The following is a 15699-nucleotide window of genomic DNA, read 5'->3' on the forward strand; positions in this document are numbered from 1 at the left end:
CATCTGACTTTTAATCAGAGGGTCGAAGGTTCGAGTCCTTCATGGCTCACCATTTTACGCGGGTGTGGCGGAATTGGCAGACGCGCTAGACTTAGGATCTAGTGTCTTTATGACGTGGGGGTTCAAGTCCCTTCACCCGCATTATATAGGATAACAGTTATCAAAACTGGACATCCTGTCTGCGGAAGTAGTTCAGTGGTAGAACACCACCTTGCCAAGGTGGGGGTCGCGGGTTCGAATCCCGTCTTCCGCTCCAACTATACCATCCACGCCGGGGTGGTGGAATTGGCAGACACACAGGACTTAAAATCCTGCGGTAGGTGACTACCGTGCCGGTTCAAGTCCGGCCCTCGGCATTAAGTTTTGCGCCCGTAGCTCAATTGGATAGAGCGTTTGACTACGGATCAAAAGGTTAGGGGTTCGACTCCTCTCGGGCGCGCCATTATTTTAATAGAATAGTTAGGAAATCGGGAAGTAGCTCAGCTTGGTAGAGCACATGGTTTGGGACCATGGGGTCGCAGGTTCGAATCCTGTCTTCCCGACCATTTTCATGGGGCCTTAGCTCAGCTGGGAGAGCGCCTGCTTTGCACGCAGGAGGTCAGCGGTTCGATCCCGCTAGGCTCCACTTGATTTCAATAAATATTTGGCGGTGTAGCTCAGCTGGCTAGAGCGTACGGTTCATACCCGTGAGGTCGGGGGTTCGATCCCCTCCGCCGCTACCAATGGACCTTTAGCTCAGTTGGTTAGAGCAGACGGCTCATAACCGTCCGGTCGTAGGTTCGAGTCCTACAAGGTCCACCACTATACGGAGGAATACCCAAGTCTGGCTGAAGGGATCGGTCTTGAAAACCGACAGGGGTGTCAAAGCCCGCGGGGGTTCGAATCCCTCTTCCTCCGCCATATATATTCTTAATCATCGCGGGGTGGAGCAGTTCGGTAGCTCGTCGGGCTCATAACCCGAAGGTCGCAGGTTCAAATCCTGCCCCCGCAACCAAATTATATGAATGAAATAAGGAGTGCCCGAAGGGTGCAACTAAAATAATTCACTTTATAAATATGGTCCGGTAGTTCAGTTGGTTAGAATGCCTGCCTGTCACGCAGGAGGTCGCGGGTTCGAGTCCCGTCCGGACCGCCATTTAAATACTTAGGCTCGGTAGCTCAGTTGGTAGAGCAACGGACTGAAAATCCGTGTGTCGGCGGTTCGATTCCGTCCCGAGCCACCATTTATCAATATATATATTTTGGCGGTTGTGGCGAAGTGGTTAACGCACCAGATTGTGGCTCTGGCATTCGTGGGTTCGATTCCCATCAATCGCCCCAAATAAAATTGCGGGTGTAGTTTAGTGGTAAAACCTCAGCCTTCCAAGCTGATGTCGTGGGTTCGATTCCCATCACCCGCTCCATTTCTATATTGTCATGGGCCTGTAGCTCAGCTGGTTAGAGCGCACGCCTGATAAGCGTGAGGTCGATGGTTCGAGTCCATTCAGGCCCACCATGACTTATATTCCACAGTAGCTCAGTGGTAGAGCTATCGGCTGTTAACCGATCGGTCGCAGGTTCGAATCCTGCCTGTGGAGCCATATTGGAGAAGTACTCAAGTGGCTGAAGAGGCGCCCCTGCTAAGGGTGTAGGTCGCGTAAGCGGCGCGAGGGTTCAAATCCCTCCTTCTCCGCCATAAGATTTCGATATAAGTTCTCAACCATCGGCCCGTTGGTCAAGCGGTTAAGACACCGCCCTTTCACGGCGGTAACACGGGTTCGAATCCCGTACGGGTCATCCAGAAACCTTGCATATCCTGCAAGGTTTTTTTATTTTTTATAAATGCTGATATGGCTTAGATATCATTCTATATTCTATAAACAGGCAACAAAAATCTCCATATATTTCGTTTTTCTTCAGAAAATGAAGTTAATTGTCAATAAGTATAAGCGCTTTCATGAAAGGGCTTTTTTTTATTTCTTCGAATAAATACTATAAATGAAAACTATGATGTCAGAAAGGATGATTACATGGCCGCTGCCAGCCCTACAGCACATGATGTTTATCTTTTTCACGAAGGCAGTCTGTTTAAAAGCTATCAGCTATTTGGCTCGCATTATCGCGAGCTGAATGGCCAAAGCGGATATGAATTCTGTGTATGGGCGCCTCAAGCGTCAGAAGTACGAGTGGCTGGGGATTTTAACAGCTGGTCAGGAGAACAGCATGTGATGCACAGAGTGAACGAGAGTGGCATTTGGACGTTGTTTATTCCAGATTTAGGAGAAAAGGAACGATATAAGTATGAAATCGTGACGAAAAGCGGTGAGATCAGGCTGAAGGCAGATCCATATGCTACTTATTCAGAAATCAGGCCCAATACAGCGTCACTTACTTACGATTTGGCAGGATACAGCTGGCAAGATCAAAAATGGCAAAAGAAACAGAAGGCTAATACGCTGTATGAGAAACCTGTTTTTATTTATGAACTTCATCTCGGTTCCTGGAAGAAACATTCTGATGGCAGGCATTACTCCTATAAAGAATTAAGTCAGTCGCTTATCCCGTATATCAAAGAGCATGGGTTTACCCATATCGAACTGCTTCCGGTGTATGAGCATCCTTATGATCGTTCTTGGGGGTACCAAGGAACGGGTTATTACAGCCCGACAAGCAGGTTTGGCACTCCCCATGATTTGATGAAGTTTGTTGATGAATGCCATCAAGAAAACATCGGAGTCATTCTGGATTGGGTCCCCGGACATTTTTGTAAAGACGCACATGGTCTTTATATGTTTGATGGAGAGCCACTTTATGAATATCAAGAAGAACGTGATCGGGAGAACTGGCTATGGGGCACGGCAAATTTTGATCTGGGAAAACCGGAAGTTCATAGTTTTTTAATTTCTAATGCGTTGTACTGGGCGGAACTCTATCATATAGATGGATTTAGGGTTGATGCAGTGGCTAATATCCTGTATTGGCCAAATCAGGATGAACACCACACGAATCCATATGCTGTTGAATTTTTAAAAAAACTCAATCAAACCATGAGAGAGGCATATCCTCATGTCATGATGATTGCGGAAGACTCTACGGAATGGCCTCAAGTGACAGGTACTGTTGAGGAAGGAGGGCTCGGTTTTCATTTTAAATGGAATATGGGCTGGATGAATGACGTACTGACATACATGGAGACGCCGCCAGAAGAAAGGCGGTATTGTCATCAGCTTATTTCATTTTCATTGCTGTATGCGTTTAGTGAACATTTTGTATTGCCGTTTTCTCATGATGAAGTCGTATACGGAAAAAAATCACTACTTAATAAAATGCCTGGCGACTATTGGCAGAAATTTGCCCAGTATCGGCTTTTGCTCGGTTATATGACGGCTCATCCCGGAAAGAAATTGATCTTTATGGGGTCAGAATTTGCCCAATTTGATGAATGGAAAGATACAGAACAGCTTGACTGGTTTTTGGACTCCTTCCCCATGCATCAGAAAGCCAGCGTTTTTACGCAAGATCTTCTCCGCTTTTATCAAAAAAGCAAAATCCTTTATGAACATGACCATCGTGCACAATCGTTTGAATGGATTGATGTCCATAATGACGAACAATCAATCTTTTCTTTTATTCGTTATGGCAAAAGGCACGGTGAGGCGCTTGTCATCATTTGTAATTTTACACCCGCGGTCTATCATCAATATGATGTTGGAGTTCCTTTTCTTACTCAATACATCGAAATGCTGAACAGCGACAGTGAAACATATGGAGGGTCAGGACAAATCAACAAAAAGCCGTTAGCGGCCAAAAAGGGAGCTCTTCATCAGAAACCATGTCATATCACGATGACCATTCCCCCTTACGGCATTTCGATTTTACGGGCGGTTAAAAAAAGAGGAGAGATAAAAAGATGAAAAAACAATGTGTAGCCATGCTCCTTGCCGGCGGGAAGGGCAGCCGTCTCAGCGAATTAACAAAAAATATGGCCAAACCGGCTGTATCTTTTGGGGGGAAATACAGGATTATTGATTTTACCCTCAGCAACTGTTCCAATTCAGGCATAGACACAGTCGGGATTTTAACACAATATCAGCCGCTTGAGCTGAATTCCTATATTGGAATCGGCAGTGCATGGGACCTTGACAGATATAATGGCGGCGTGACGGTATTACCCCCTTATGCCGAGTCATCAGAAGTCAAATGGTATAAAGGGACGGCAAGCGCCATTTATGAAAATCTTAATTATTTGAATCAGTATGATCCTGAGTATGTGCTGATATTATCAGGAGATCACATATACAAAATGGACTACGGCAAAATGCTTGATTTTCATATTGAAAAGAAAGCGGATGTAACGATCTCTGTCATCGAGGTGAGCTGGGAGGAAGCAAGCCGGTTTGGCATCATGAAGACCGATGCAGATGGGACGATTACACATTTTGATGAAAAGCCCAAATTCCCTAAGAGCAATCTTGCCTCAATGGGAATTTATATATTCAATTGGCCGCTTTTGAAACAGTACCTTGAGATGGACGACCGGAATCCTTATTCAAGCCACGACTTCGGCAAAGACATTATTCCTCTGCTTTTGGAGGAGAAAAAGAAGCTTTCTGCTTATCCGTTCAAAGGGTATTGGAAGGATGTTGGAACAGTGCAGAGCTTGTGGGAAGCCAATATGGATCTGTTAAAAGAGGACTCGGAGCTGAAGCTGTTTGAACGGAAGTGGAAAATTTACTCCGTCAATCCGAATCAGCCTCCGCAATTTATTTCATCTGACGCACAGGTTCATGATTCGCTTGTGAACGAAGGCTGTGTTGTGTATGGAAATGTGTCTCATTCCGTTCTTTTTCAAGGTGTTACTGTCGGTAAGCATGCGACTGTCACATCGTCGGTCATTATGCCGGATGTGACGATCGGCGAGCATGTAGTGATTGAAAATGCCATCGTTCCTAAGGGTCTGGTGCTGCCGGATGGTGCAGTGATTCGATCAGAAAAAGACATTCAGGAGGTGCTGCTCGTTTCAGAGGAATTTGTAGAAAAAGAATTGATCTAATACTGAAGAGGGGGCAGAATCAGTGTTCAATAATCAAATGTTAGGTGTTATAGATGAAACCACATATAAGCATTCTCTTCAGGATTTAACGGCACAGCGGTCGCTGGGGGCGATCCCTTTTGCCGGCAGGTACCGTCTGATCGATTTTATGCTTTCCAACATGGTGAATGCGGATATTAGGAGTGTCGCGATTTTTCCGAAGTATCGCTATCGTTCGCTTATGGATCATCTTGGAGCAGGTAAGGAATGGGATTTGCATCGAAAAAAGGATGGCCTCTTTTTTTTCCCGTCGCCCCACCTTCACCAAGAATACGATGAGTTCGGTTCCTTTCGGCAGTTTTCCGACCATCTTGATTATTTTCACAGAAGTACACAGCAGTATGCTGTCATCTCCAACAGCCATACTGTATGCAACATTCAATTTCAATATGTGTTGAAACGACATCAGGAGGTTGGCTGCGACGTGACCGAGGTATTTCAGGATGGACAGTCGCTGCAAATCTATATCATGTCTACAACGCTTTTAAAGGATCTGATCTACGGACATAGTGAAAAAGGCTATAAAACCATTCAGGAGGCTGTTGAAAAAGAATCCTCCTCCTTAACCATTTGCCCTTATGAATATTCAGGTTATGCCGCTGTCATTGATTCGGTGGATAAGTATTATACCCACAGTATGGAACTCATTCAGCCGCGTTTTTGGCAGCAGGTGTTTTTGCCGCAGCAGCCGATCTATACAAAAGTGAAGGATGAGCCGCCGACGAAATACGGAAAACAAAGCACTGTCAAAAATTCCTTGGTGGCAAACGGATGTGTGCTTGAAGGAGAGGTTGAAAACTGCATTTTGTTCAGGGCGGTTCATATCGGAAAGGGGACGAAGCTGAAAAACTGCATTATTATGCAAAAAACGCAGATTGGCGAGGATTGCCAGCTTGAGCAGGTCATTTCTGATAAGGACGTTAAAATCGGCAATGCGACTGAGGCTGCGGGAACAGCTGAGCAGCCGCTTGTATTAAGAAAAGGTTTGGTGCAAGGAGAGCTGATGAATTCTTGAAGGTATTATTTGCTGTATCTGAATGTATCCCGTTTGTTAAATCAGGAGGTCTTGCCGATGTAGCCGGCGCTCTGCCAAAGGCACTTGCACGATTAGGCAATGAAGTAGCTGTGATGCTTCCGAAGTACAGCCAAATACCTGAGCGATGGAAAAAGCGCATGGAAAAAACGGCTGAGTGTACGGTAGCCGTCGGCTGGCGTCAGCAATATTGCGGAATTGAACATATGGCTGAAGGTGATGTGAATTATTATTTCATCGATAATGAATATTATTTTAACAGGGATTCGTTGTACGGGCATTATGATGACGGTGAACGGTTTGCCTTTTTTTCAAGAGCTGTGCTGGAGGCCGCCGAAGCTGTGAATATTCAAGCCGATATTGTTCATACTCACGACTGGCATACAGCGATGGTCAATTATTTGCTGAAAGAGGAATACAGAAAACATCCTTTTTATGAGCAGATGAGAAGCATACTCACAATCCACAACCTGCAGTTTCAAGGCATATTTCCGCCTGATGTCACACATGACTTGCTAGGGCTTGAGATGGATCACTTTCATTATGAAAGGTTAGAATACAACGGATTTGTTAATTTTATGAAGGCAGGCATCATTGCGGCTGATCATGTGACAACTGTGAGCCCCACATACAGAAATGAAATATTGACGCCGTATTACGGTGAACAGCTTGAGCAGGTTTTGCGATATAGGGAAAATGATGTAACCGGCATATTAAATGGCATCGATGATACTTTCTATCAGCCGAAAAGCGATCCTTATATAGAGACGCATTATGATTCGGAGCATCTTGCATGCAAGGAAGAAAATAAAACGAAGCTTCAGCGGCGGATGGGGCTTCCAGAGCGAAGCGATATTCCGCTGATCAGTATGGTGACAAGGCTCACTAAACAAAAGGGACTTGATCTTGTCCGCAGAATTATGCACGAACTTCTTGAAGAGCAAGACATCCAGCTAGTTGTGCTGGGTACAGGGGAACGTGAATTTGAAGATTATTTCCGGTATGCAGAATTTGCTTTTCATGAGAAGTGCCGAGCGTATATTGGGTTTGACGAGCCGCTTGCCCATCAAATTTATGCGGGCTCTGATATGTTTTTGATGCCGTCGAAATTTGAGCCGTGCGGCTTAGGTCAGCTTATTGCTCTCCAATATGGCTCCATTCCGATTGTCAGGGAGACGGGCGGTCTTTACGACACTGTCCGTTCCTATCAGGAGGAAGAGGGAACGGGCAACGGCTTTACGTTTTCCGCTTTCAATGCGCATGATCTGAAATTTACGATCGAGAGGGCGCTGTCGTTTTATCGCCAAAAGGATGTATGGAAGAGCATCATGAAGACCGCAATGAATGCAGATTACAGCTGGGAACAGTCAGCAAAAGAGTATCAGCGCATTTTCGAGCATGTGACAAGGAGTGGACGGGATGTTCTCGAGTAAAGAACGCTTTGCAGCCTTATTTTTAAAGCGTCTGGAAATGACGTGCGGAAAAAGCTTCAAAGACTCTGCCAAGCTGGATCAATATAAAACGTTGGGCAATATGGTCAGAGAATATATCAGCGCTGATTGGATCCAGACGAATGAAAAAAGCAGGTCCAATTCCGGGAAGCAGACATATTATTTGTCAATCGAATTTCTGCTCGGTCAGCTCCTTGAACAAAATTTAATGAATCTTGGCGTTCGTGATGTTGTAGAAGCAGGCTTAAAGGAAATCGGCATCAATTTAGAGGAGATCCTTCAAGTGGAGAGCGATGCAGGTCTGGGCAACGGCGGGCTTGGGCGCTTGGCAGCTTGCTTTTTAGATTCTCTGGCTTCATTGAATTTGCCGGGGCACGGGATGGGCATTCGTTATAAGCATGGCTTGTTTGAACAAAAAATTGTAGACGGGCATCAGGTGGAGCTGCCTGAGCAATGGCTGAAAAACGGGAATGTATGGGAAGTAAGAAATGCGGATCAGGCAGTTGACGTGCCGTTTTGGGGCGAAGTGCATATGACAGAAAAAAGCGGGCGTCTGCATTTTCGCCACGAGCAAGCTACAATCGTTACCGCCGTTCCTTATGACATCCCGATCATCGGCTATGAAACGGGTACCGTCAATACGTTAAGGCTTTGGAACGCTGAGCCCTATGCGCATTATCATGGCGGCAATATTTTATCTTATAAGCGGGAAACCGAAGCTGTTTCTGAATTTTTATATCCTGATGACACTCATGACGAGGGGAAAATTTTACGGCTGAAGCAGCAGTATTTTTTAGTATGCGCAAGCTTAAAAAGCATTGTGAACAATTACCGAAAAACAAATAAATCTTTATCCGGCTTGCATAAAAAAGTAAGCATTCATATTAATGATACCCATCCTGCATTGGCAGTGCCTGAGCTGATGCGGATTTTGCTCGATGAAGAGAACATGAGCTGGGAAGAAGCCTGGCATATCACCGTACATACGATCTCTTATACAAATCATACGACATTGTCAGAAGCGCTGGAGAAATGGCCGATTCATTTATTTAAGCCGCTGCTACCGCGAATGTACATGATTATTGAAGAGATCAATGAAAGGTTTTGCCGGGCGGTGTGGGGAAAGTATCCCGGGGACTGGAAAAGGATAGAGGACATGGCGATTACGGCGCATGGTGTTGTCAAAATGGCTCATCTGGCTATAGTGGGCAGCTACAGTGTAAACGGCGTTGCCAAAATTCATTCTGATATTTTAAAGGAAAGGGAGATGCGCGATTTTCATTTGTTGTTCCCGAATCGTTTTAACAATAAGACGAATGGAATTGCCCACAGGCGCTGGCTCTTAAAAGCGAATCCCGGCTTGTCTGCTATCATCACGGAGGCGATCGGCAATGAATGGGTGAAACAGCCGGAATCACTAATTCGCTTAGAACCGTACGCCTCTGATCCTGGTTTTATTGAACAGTTTCAAAACAACAAAAACAGGAAAAAACAAGAGCTTGCCGATTTGATTTTTTGCACGGCGGGGGTGGCTGTGAACCCTGACAGCATATTTGATGTTCAGGTGAAACGGCTTCATGCATACAAACGGCAGTTGCTGAATGTTCTTCATATTATGTATTTGTATAATCGGCTCAAAGAGGACTCAGGATTTTCAATCTATCCGCAAACCTTTATCTTCGGGGCAAAGGCTTCACCAAGCTATTATTATGCCAAGAAAATCATTAAGCTGATCCATTCTGTCGCGGAAAAGGTCAACTATGATCCGGCAGTCAAACAGCTGATCAAGATTGTTTTTTTGGAAAATTACAGAGTTTCTATGGCTGAGCGGATTTTTCCGGCATCAGATGTTAGTGAACAAATTTCAACCGCAAGCAAGGAAGCGTCTGGTACAGGAAATATGAAGTTCATGATGAACGGCGCCTTGACGATTGGCACGCATGACGGCGCAAATATTGAGATTCTTGAGCGGGTGGGGCCTGATTGTATTTACACATTCGGTTTAAAGGCGGATGAAGTTCTATCGTATCAGGAAAACGGCGGCTATAGATCGAGGGAATATTATCAGCATGACCGCAGAATCAGACAGGTAGCGGATCAACTGATCAACGGTTTTTTTGAAGGGGAAGCAAATGAATTTGAATCGATCTATGACTCGCTGCTTCCGCATAATGATGAGTATTTTGTGCTGAAGGATTTCAGCTCATATGCAGATGCCCAGGAGCGTATTCAAGCTGATTATCGCGATCGGCGGAAATGGTCTGAGCGTTCGATTTTAAACATTGCCCATTCTGGATATTTCTCAAGCGACCGCACGATCCGGGAATATGCGAAAAACATTTGGGGAATCCGGCCGATGATGTGAAAAGCCGCTGTATAAGCGGCTTTTTTGTTCACAGATTCATGGAATAGATTGTAAAGGATAAAAACGTCGCAAATGCACTCCATAAAAAATAAGGCAAAAGAAGATAGCTTGCGGCTCTGCTGTATTTTTTCGCTATGATCATTAAAACGATTGCAGTGATGGCGACAAGCAGGCAGTCAATCGATGCAGCCAGCAGATTCTTTTGGGTAAATTGAAAATAGCTGAATGCCTGATTAAGTATATAATTAATCAAAAGCGCAAACCAAAAGCTTTTCGCATTTTTAAATGAAAACGCGGCATACACAATGGCAGCTGAAAGGGAGATCAGGGCAAATAGGATGGCCCAAATGATGCCAATCGCAGATCCGGGTGGCGTCCAGTCCGGTTTTTTCAGTGAATTGTACCATTCTTGGTCAATTGGGAACAGGTAGTCTGCGGCTGAAAACAGCGCATATGTAATCACAAAAACCACGATTGCGCCGACAATCTTCTTCATATTTGAAACCTCCGTATGTATTTAATTTACATTCACCCTTACCCTTTATTTTATAAAGATCAAACCCCCGATATGCGGGGGAAATGATGGTTTAGATCAGCTGCTGCAATGCGTTTGCTTTAATGCGTTCATATTCAAATGCTGACTCTAATTCTTCCTTCGGTAAAGCAGACTTGCGGACGTATTTTTCGCGAATGACATCGTAAAGTTCATAAGGAAACAGCATATCAATAAACATTACTTGTTTTTGTTCGTCAGTTAATGGCGCCCTGGATTCATATGCGTTCAGCATGACATGAAATGTTTCTTCATCCCATACGCCCGTCGTATCTAAAAGCGGAATAATCATTTTGCGCAAATCTCGAATAGGAAGATCAAATGATACGGTATCTAAGTCGATGACCCAAATCTGTTCATTTTCCCCCAAGAGTGTATTTCCGGTTCCGTAATCCTGGTGGCAAAGGTTAGGGCTTTTTTTCAGCTGTTCAGTCCATGGCACATAGGATGAATGCATAAGCCGGTCTTTGATGCTCAGTCCGTCTTCAATAAAGCTGTCTATCTCCTGAAGATAAAGCTGTGAGAAAGGATCTTCTTTTTCCATCTGCGCCATCAGCTTCCACGTTTCCATCTGTTTGCATCGTTTCGTATAGTGATTCGGCCAGCGCCCTAATTTGGTAAATACGGGAACGCCATTAGGCGGCTGATATCCGACGGAAGCTGTATGGAAATCAGCGAGGCCTTTCATGATAAACTCCAAATCCTGCTTTACAGTCAGCTCAAACGGCCTTCCTTCGATCCAGTCATATACGACAAATAGAAAGGAGCCGTGCTTGGAATATAGGCTGCCTTTTTTGTTTGGGATTATGCCGGGAACGTTCATGCCTTTTTTTGCTAAATAATCCTGTGCGAAAATGGAAAACAAGGCTTTCTTTTCGGGCCTGTGTATTCGTTTCAGACAAACCGCACCGGAGCCTGTGTGAACCTTCCACACAAGCGCCATCTGGTTTCCTTGAATGACGTCTATTTTTTCAGTCTGCACATCCCATCCTTGAAGCACATTTTCAGCCAGCTCGGTTAATTTTTTTTCATCTTCTGCTGATAAAGGAAGCTCTGATGAATTCCCCTCCTCAATGACTTCTTGGTTTTCTGCCATTAAAGGACACATCCTTACCTGTTTTACTTCTACCTTATGAATCGAAAGAAAAAAATGATTGAGATATTTGACTATATTTGATAGAAGAATCTGGTTGTTTACCCGTTTTGTTTTTGGGTCAGTCCCATTCCGCACATGTTGGTTGTTCAGCCGTATCATGATTCTAACTAGTCAAAAATCATGCAGGAATGGAGGCTATGTATGAAAATAGCACTGATCGCCACAGAGAAGCTTCCTGTCCCCTCGGTTCGAGGAGGCGCCATTCAAATCTACCTCGAAGCAGTTGCCCCTTTGATTGCCAAAAAACATGAGGTGACTGTATTTTCTATTAAAGATCCGAATCTCGCTGATCGAGAGACAGCAGACGGAGTCCATTATGTGCATTTGGATGAAGACCGTTATGAAGATGCTGTTGGAGAAGAGCTGAAAAAGGGCCGTTTTGATCTTGTACATGTCTGTAATCGCCCAAGCTGGGTGCCGAAACTGAAGAAACAGGCGCCAAATGCTGTTTTTATTTTAAGCGTTCACAATGAAATGTTCGCTTACGATAAGGTCAGCCAGACAGAAGGTGAGAGATGCATCGATTCTGTAGCGCAGATTGTTACGGTCAGCGATTATATCGGCCGGACGATCACAAGCCGTTTTCCGGCAGCACGATCAAAAACAAAAACGGTGTATTCCGGTGTGGATTTGAAGGCGTACCATCCACGCTGGACAAAAGAAGGGCAGCGGGCTCGCGAAGATATGCGAAGCGAGCTGGATCTTCACGGTAAAAAAATTGTCCTTTTTGTCGGCCGGCTCAGCAAAGTAAAAGGCCCGCACATTTTATTGCAGGCGCTGCCGGACATAATTGAGGAGCATCCTGATGTCATGATGGTGTTTATCGGGTCAAAATGGTTCGGAGATAATGAATTAAATAACTATGTCAAACATCTTCATACCCTCGGTGCGATGCAAAAGGATCATGTCACATTTATTCAATTTGTAAAGCCAAAGGACATTCCGCGCCTTTATACCATGTCAGATGTATTTGTATGTTCTTCGCAGTGGCAGGAGCCTTTAGCGAGGGTGCATTATGAAGCGATGGCTGCGGGACTTCCTATTATTACAAGCAATCGGGGAGGCAATCCAGAGGTCATAGAGGAAGGGAAAAACGGCTACATCATTCATGACTTTGAAAATCCTAAACAATATGCTGGATATATCAATGATTTGCTACTCAGCTCGGAAAAGCGGGAACGGCTTGGGAAATATAGCCGTCGTGTGGCAGAAAGCCAATTTGGCTGGCAGAGGGTGGCGGAAAATCTGCTCAGCGTGTATGAGAAGAACAGATAGAAGGGGTGAACAGATTGTACCAAAAAGAGCATGAAGAACAGATTGTGTCCGATATTCTCAACTATTATCCATTCCATATCGAGCATGTGGCGCTGAAATCAAACAAAAGCGGGCGCAAAATCTGGGAAATACAAACTGATCAAGGCTTAAAGCTATTAAAAGAAGCGCAAATGAAACCGGAGCGAATGCTTTTTATCACTCAGGCACATGCCCATTTACAAGAGAAAGGCCTGCCGGTAGCGCCGATACATCAAACAAAAAATGGCGGGAGCTGCTTAGGTACTGATCGGGTCTCTTACAGTTTATATGACAAAGTGACAGGAAAAGAAATGATTTACTATGATGCAGAGCAGATGAAAAAAGTCATGTCATTTGCCGGCCATTTTCATCATGCGTCAAAAGGATATGTTTGCACAGATGAAAGCAAGAAAAGAAGCAGGCTCGGCAAATGGCATAAATTATACCGGTGGAAGCTGCAGGAATTGGAAGGGAATATGCAGATCGCGGCATCTTATCCCGATGACTTATTTTCGCAAACTTTCTTAAAACACGCTGATAAAATGCTGGCTAGAGGAAAAGAAGCTTTGCAAGCGCTTGATGAGTCAGAGTATGAAAATTGGACAAAAGAAACGCTTGAACATGGCGGATTCTGTTTTCAGGATTTTACATTGGCGCGTTTGACTGAGATCGACGGGGAGCCTTTTTTAAAAGAGCTTCACTCGATTACCTACGATTTGCCGTCAAGAGATCTGCGCATTCTGCTGAATAAAGTCATGGTTAAGCTTTCTGTATGGGATACCGATTTCATGGTTGCGCTGCTTGCAGCCTATGATGCAGTGTATCCGCTCACAGAAAAACAGTACGAGGTGGTATGGATTGATCTCGCGTTTCCTCATTTGTTCTGTGCAATCGGCCATAAATATTATTTGAAGCAAAAGAAAACATGGTCAGATGAGAAGTACAACTGGGCGCTGCAAAATATGATTTCCGTTGAAGAATCTAAAGATGCGTTTTTGGATAAAATGCCGGAACTGTATAAAAAAATAAAAGCGTATCGGGAGGCGAATTGACATGAGGTCATCGAGACAAAAAGCCTCCATTTCTAAACTCGATCTTGACCAATTTGTATTTACACCGCCTGGATCGATGGGGTGGCAGGCTCATGACACAAGCTCAGCTGAGAAGGAAGAAGAGGAGAAGCACTTGGCTGTGGGCAGCATTCGAGAGCTCCCTAACATCAATGCACCGAAAGAATTTCAAGAAGAAACGAAGGAAACGGAAACAGATCACAAAGTTATGGATGATAAAGAAACGAAACTCGAAACCATTATAGAGCCTGAGGAGGAGCATGATTCCAAACGTTCAGAGCCGCCAATTGAAGAGGAGGATGAAGAACCAGACTTAGTGGAGGAAGCTAGAGTGGAAATTATCGTTCTTCCAAGTGAATCCGCACCAGCTCCATGGTTTTCTCAAACTGTAAAGCGAAAGGCATAAAATAATACTTATGCCTTTTTTTAGTGAATTGCAGCAAAAAAACAGCCCGTATTCCAATACGAGCTGTAGGTAGGTTTTATGATTTGGCTTTCACAAAAAGCTGGTTGATAGATGATAAATCAAGGTTTTGCGTTAGAAGAGGCGGCGAAAATTGTTTGTTTTCCGGTGTCAGAACGGATTGGTAAACAGCATTGAGCCTTTTGGCAGCATGGGTAAAAGTAAATAAAGATTCTACATTGTGCCGGCCGTTTTTTGTGATTTTGTTCATTAATTCTTGGTCTGTAAAGGCTCTGTCGATTGCTTTCGCAAATGAAGAGGGTTTGTTGTAGCTGTCGATGACAAGGCCGTTGACTTCGTGTTTTACAACCTCTCCGTTTCCGCCCCGGTTTGTGGTAATTAAGGGCGTTCCGGCCGCCATTGCTTCATAATTCACGCGGGCGAGGGGTTCATTCCACTGAGAGCTGCACACAAATACATCTGCCATCAGAAAGAGATTTGGAATGTCGTCTGCGGGGATGAATTTCGTAAAGATCACGTGGTCCCTGTATGGCAGCGCCAGCTTGCGCAGATAGGTTACATATTGGTTTTCACCGTCATCGCTGAACCACTTCCCGCCTGCTATAACGAGCACAGCGTCAGGATGCTGCTGTAAAATCCGTTTCATGCTGTGAATGAGAAGGTGAGGCCCTTTTGTGGGGCTTAAACGCCCGGCAAATAAAATGACTTTCTTATCCTCAACGCCGTATTTTTTTCGGTATGTTTCTCGGATAGCCGAACCTTTCATCGTCCAGACAGGCGGATAAGAGTGGATGTCAACACCGGAGTATACGACTTGTGTGATGTCCACGGCTTCAGGGAACCGTTCAATGACAGTTTGTTTAATAAATTCGCTGACGGTTGTGATCATGGAGACATTGTCGAGTACTTCTTTTCCTTGCGCGAAAGTCATCTTTTTTTCAGAGAACATTTCGTTATGCAGGCTCAGAACAATTTTGCTGTTTGGTGAGGCTTTTTTATATAGAGAGACATTTAAAGGCCTATTGAACACGTGAATAAGGTCAAAGGAAGAGGCTCGCAGCTCCTCAGCTACCGCCTCGCGGTAATGCTCTTTTGGCAGATGAATATACTGTACGCCGTCTTTTGTTTCTTTTTTTGGAAGTGATGGATCTTCTATTGAAAAAATGGTCAGATCGTACCGGTTGCTGAAATAGGGCGTGACACCGTCAATCATCATTTGAATTGCGCCGCCGCGTACCGCGGGCGCCGGCAGCTTTTCTGTACAGATAAAGGCAAGCTTCATT

The 15699-nt window shown here is 44.7% G+C and carries 11 protein-coding genes and 18 tRNA genes; 26 read left to right on the forward strand and 3 right to left on the reverse strand.

Annotation, left to right across the window (positions count from 1 at the left end):
• Positions 1–58 precede the first annotated feature (58 nt).
• The 23 genes from Q5C82_RS19470 (at position 59) to glgP (ending at position 9920) form a co-directional block, all read left to right on the forward strand.
• A tRNA-Leu gene (locus Q5C82_RS19470) sits at positions 59–141 on the forward strand.
• Positions 142–181: 40 nt separating this feature from the next.
• Positions 182–256: transfer RNA gene (locus Q5C82_RS19475), tRNA-Gly, on the forward strand.
• Positions 257–270: 14 nt separating this feature from the next.
• A tRNA-Leu gene (locus Q5C82_RS19480) sits at positions 271–356 on the forward strand.
• Between the two features lie 9 nt (positions 357–365).
• Positions 366–442 (forward strand) — tRNA-Arg (locus Q5C82_RS19485).
• A gap of 26 nt (positions 443–468) precedes the next feature.
• Positions 469–545: transfer RNA gene (locus Q5C82_RS19490), tRNA-Pro, on the forward strand.
• A gap of 7 nt (positions 546–552) precedes the next feature.
• A tRNA-Ala gene (locus Q5C82_RS19495) sits at positions 553–625 on the forward strand.
• 20 nt (positions 626–645) lie between these two features.
• A tRNA-Met gene (locus Q5C82_RS19500) sits at positions 646–722 on the forward strand.
• A 2-nt stretch (positions 723–724) separates the two neighbouring features.
• Positions 725–801 (forward strand) — tRNA-Ile (locus tag Q5C82_RS19505).
• Between the two features lie 6 nt (positions 802–807).
• Positions 808–900, forward strand: a tRNA-Ser gene (locus tag Q5C82_RS19510).
• A gap of 17 nt (positions 901–917) precedes the next feature.
• Positions 918–994, forward strand: a tRNA-Met gene (locus tag Q5C82_RS19515).
• 64 nt (positions 995–1058) lie between these two features.
• Positions 1059–1135 (forward strand) — tRNA-Asp (locus Q5C82_RS19520).
• Positions 1136–1147: 12 nt separating this feature from the next.
• Positions 1148–1223, forward strand: a tRNA-Phe gene (locus Q5C82_RS19525).
• Between the two features lie 21 nt (positions 1224–1244).
• A tRNA-His gene (locus Q5C82_RS19530) sits at positions 1245–1320 on the forward strand.
• Positions 1321–1329: 9 nt separating this feature from the next.
• A tRNA-Gly gene (locus Q5C82_RS19535) sits at positions 1330–1403 on the forward strand.
• A gap of 15 nt (positions 1404–1418) precedes the next feature.
• Positions 1419–1495 (forward strand) — tRNA-Ile (locus Q5C82_RS19540).
• Positions 1496–1505: 10 nt separating this feature from the next.
• Positions 1506–1580: transfer RNA gene (locus Q5C82_RS19545), tRNA-Asn, on the forward strand.
• Positions 1581–1584: 4 nt separating this feature from the next.
• Positions 1585–1675 (forward strand) — tRNA-Ser (locus Q5C82_RS19550).
• A gap of 29 nt (positions 1676–1704) precedes the next feature.
• Positions 1705–1776, forward strand: a tRNA-Glu gene (locus Q5C82_RS19555).
• A gap of 233 nt (positions 1777–2009) precedes the next feature.
• Positions 2010–3893 carry a 1,4-alpha-glucan branching enzyme gene (gene glgB, locus Q5C82_RS19560; protein ID WP_003219279.1) on the forward strand — a complete coding sequence of 628 codons (1884 nt, stop codon included), beginning with the start codon at positions 2010–2012 and terminating at the stop codon, positions 3891–3893.
• Positions 3890–5032: a glucose-1-phosphate adenylyltransferase gene (locus tag Q5C82_RS19565; RefSeq protein ID WP_003219281.1), complete on the forward strand. Its 1143-nt coding sequence runs from the start codon at positions 3890–3892 to the stop codon at positions 5030–5032. Before glgB ends, Q5C82_RS19565 begins: the two co-directional genes overlap by 4 nt.
• A gap of 22 nt (positions 5033–5054) precedes the next feature.
• Positions 5055–6086: a glucose-1-phosphate adenylyltransferase subunit GlgD gene (glgD, locus tag Q5C82_RS19570; protein ID WP_003219283.1), complete on the forward strand. Its 1032-nt coding sequence runs from the start codon at positions 5055–5057 to the stop codon at positions 6084–6086.
• Positions 6083–7537: a glycogen synthase GlgA gene (gene glgA, locus Q5C82_RS19575; protein WP_003219286.1), complete on the forward strand. Its 1455-nt coding sequence runs from the start codon at positions 6083–6085 to the stop codon at positions 7535–7537. Before glgD ends, glgA begins: the two co-directional genes overlap by 4 nt.
• Positions 7524–9920, forward strand: a complete 2397-nt coding sequence (glgP, locus tag Q5C82_RS19580; protein WP_003219288.1) for a glycogen phosphorylase GlgP — start codon at positions 7524–7526, stop codon at positions 9918–9920. Before glgA ends, glgP begins: the two co-directional genes overlap by 14 nt.
• 28 nt (positions 9921–9948) lie before the next feature.
• On the opposite strand, the gene Q5C82_RS19585 is transcribed toward glgP, so the two are convergent.
• Together Q5C82_RS19585 and cotI are read right to left on the reverse strand one after the other, a co-directional pair.
• Positions 9949–10416, reverse strand: a complete 468-nt coding sequence (locus Q5C82_RS19585; RefSeq protein WP_003219290.1) for a TspO/MBR family protein — start codon at positions 10414–10416, stop codon at positions 9949–9951.
• Between the two features lie 91 nt (positions 10417–10507).
• Positions 10508–11581: a spore coat kinase CotI gene (gene cotI / locus Q5C82_RS19590; RefSeq protein WP_079996441.1), complete on the reverse strand. Its 1074-nt coding sequence runs from the start codon at positions 11579–11581 to the stop codon at positions 10508–10510.
• A 189-nt stretch (positions 11582–11770) separates the two neighbouring features.
• Here cotI and cotSA point away from each other — a divergent pair, with 189 nt between their 5' ends.
• The 3 genes from cotSA to Q5C82_RS19605 are packed head-to-tail and all read left to right on the forward strand — an operon-like array spanning position 11771 to position 14398.
• Complete coding sequence (cotSA, locus tag Q5C82_RS19595) at positions 11771–12904, forward strand: spore coat protein CotSA (RefSeq protein WP_003219296.1); 1134 nt, start codon at positions 11771–11773, stop codon at positions 12902–12904.
• A gap of 14 nt (positions 12905–12918) precedes the next feature.
• The gene (gene cotS / locus Q5C82_RS19600; protein ID WP_003219297.1) at positions 12919–13974 is read left to right on the forward strand and encodes a spore coat putative kinase CotS; all 1056 of its coding nucleotides are present in this window, start codon (positions 12919–12921) and stop codon (positions 13972–13974) included.
• Between the two features lies 1 nt (position 13975).
• Complete coding sequence (locus Q5C82_RS19605; RefSeq protein ID WP_003219299.1) at positions 13976–14398, forward strand: hypothetical protein; 423 nt, start codon at positions 13976–13978, stop codon at positions 14396–14398.
• A 76-nt stretch (positions 14399–14474) separates the two neighbouring features.
• On the opposite strand, the gene Q5C82_RS19610 is transcribed toward Q5C82_RS19605, so the two are convergent.
• On the reverse strand, positions 14475–15698 hold the full coding sequence (locus tag Q5C82_RS19610) for a glycosyltransferase family 4 protein (protein WP_032727292.1): 1224 nt from the start codon (positions 15696–15698) through the stop codon (positions 14475–14477).
• Between the last annotated feature and the right edge of the window lies 1 nt (position 15699).

The organism is uncultured Bacillus sp. (assembly GCF_958411575.1).
In the GTDB taxonomy this organism is placed as follows: Bacteria; Bacillota; Bacilli; order Bacillales; family Bacillaceae; genus Bacillus; species Bacillus spizizenii.

Coding starts and splice junctions, on each gene's coding strand:
- glgB (WP_003219279.1), top strand. CDS start 2,010: ATGGCCGCTGCCAGCCCTACAGCACATGATGTTTATCTTTTTCACGAA.
- Q5C82_RS19565 (WP_003219281.1), top strand. CDS start 3,890: ATGAAAAAACAATGTGTAGCCATGCTCCTTGCCGGCGGGAAGGGCAGC.
- glgP (WP_003219288.1), top strand. CDS start 7,524: ATGTTCTCGAGTAAAGAACGCTTTGCAGCCTTATTTTTAAAGCGTCTG.
- Q5C82_RS19585 (WP_003219290.1), bottom strand. CDS start 10,416: ATGAAGAAGATTGTCGGCGCAATCGTGGTTTTTGTGATTACATATGCG.
- cotI (WP_079996441.1), bottom strand. CDS start 11,581: ATGTGTCCTTTAATGGCAGAAAACCAAGAAGTCATTGAGGAGGGGAAT.
- cotSA (WP_003219296.1), top strand. CDS start 11,771: ATGAAAATAGCACTGATCGCCACAGAGAAGCTTCCTGTCCCCTCGGTT.
- Q5C82_RS19605 (WP_003219299.1), top strand. CDS start 13,976: ATGAGGTCATCGAGACAAAAAGCCTCCATTTCTAAACTCGATCTTGAC.
- Q5C82_RS19610 (WP_032727292.1), bottom strand. CDS start 15,698: ATGAAGCTTGCCTTTATCTGTACAGAAAAGCTGCCGGCGCCCGCGGTA.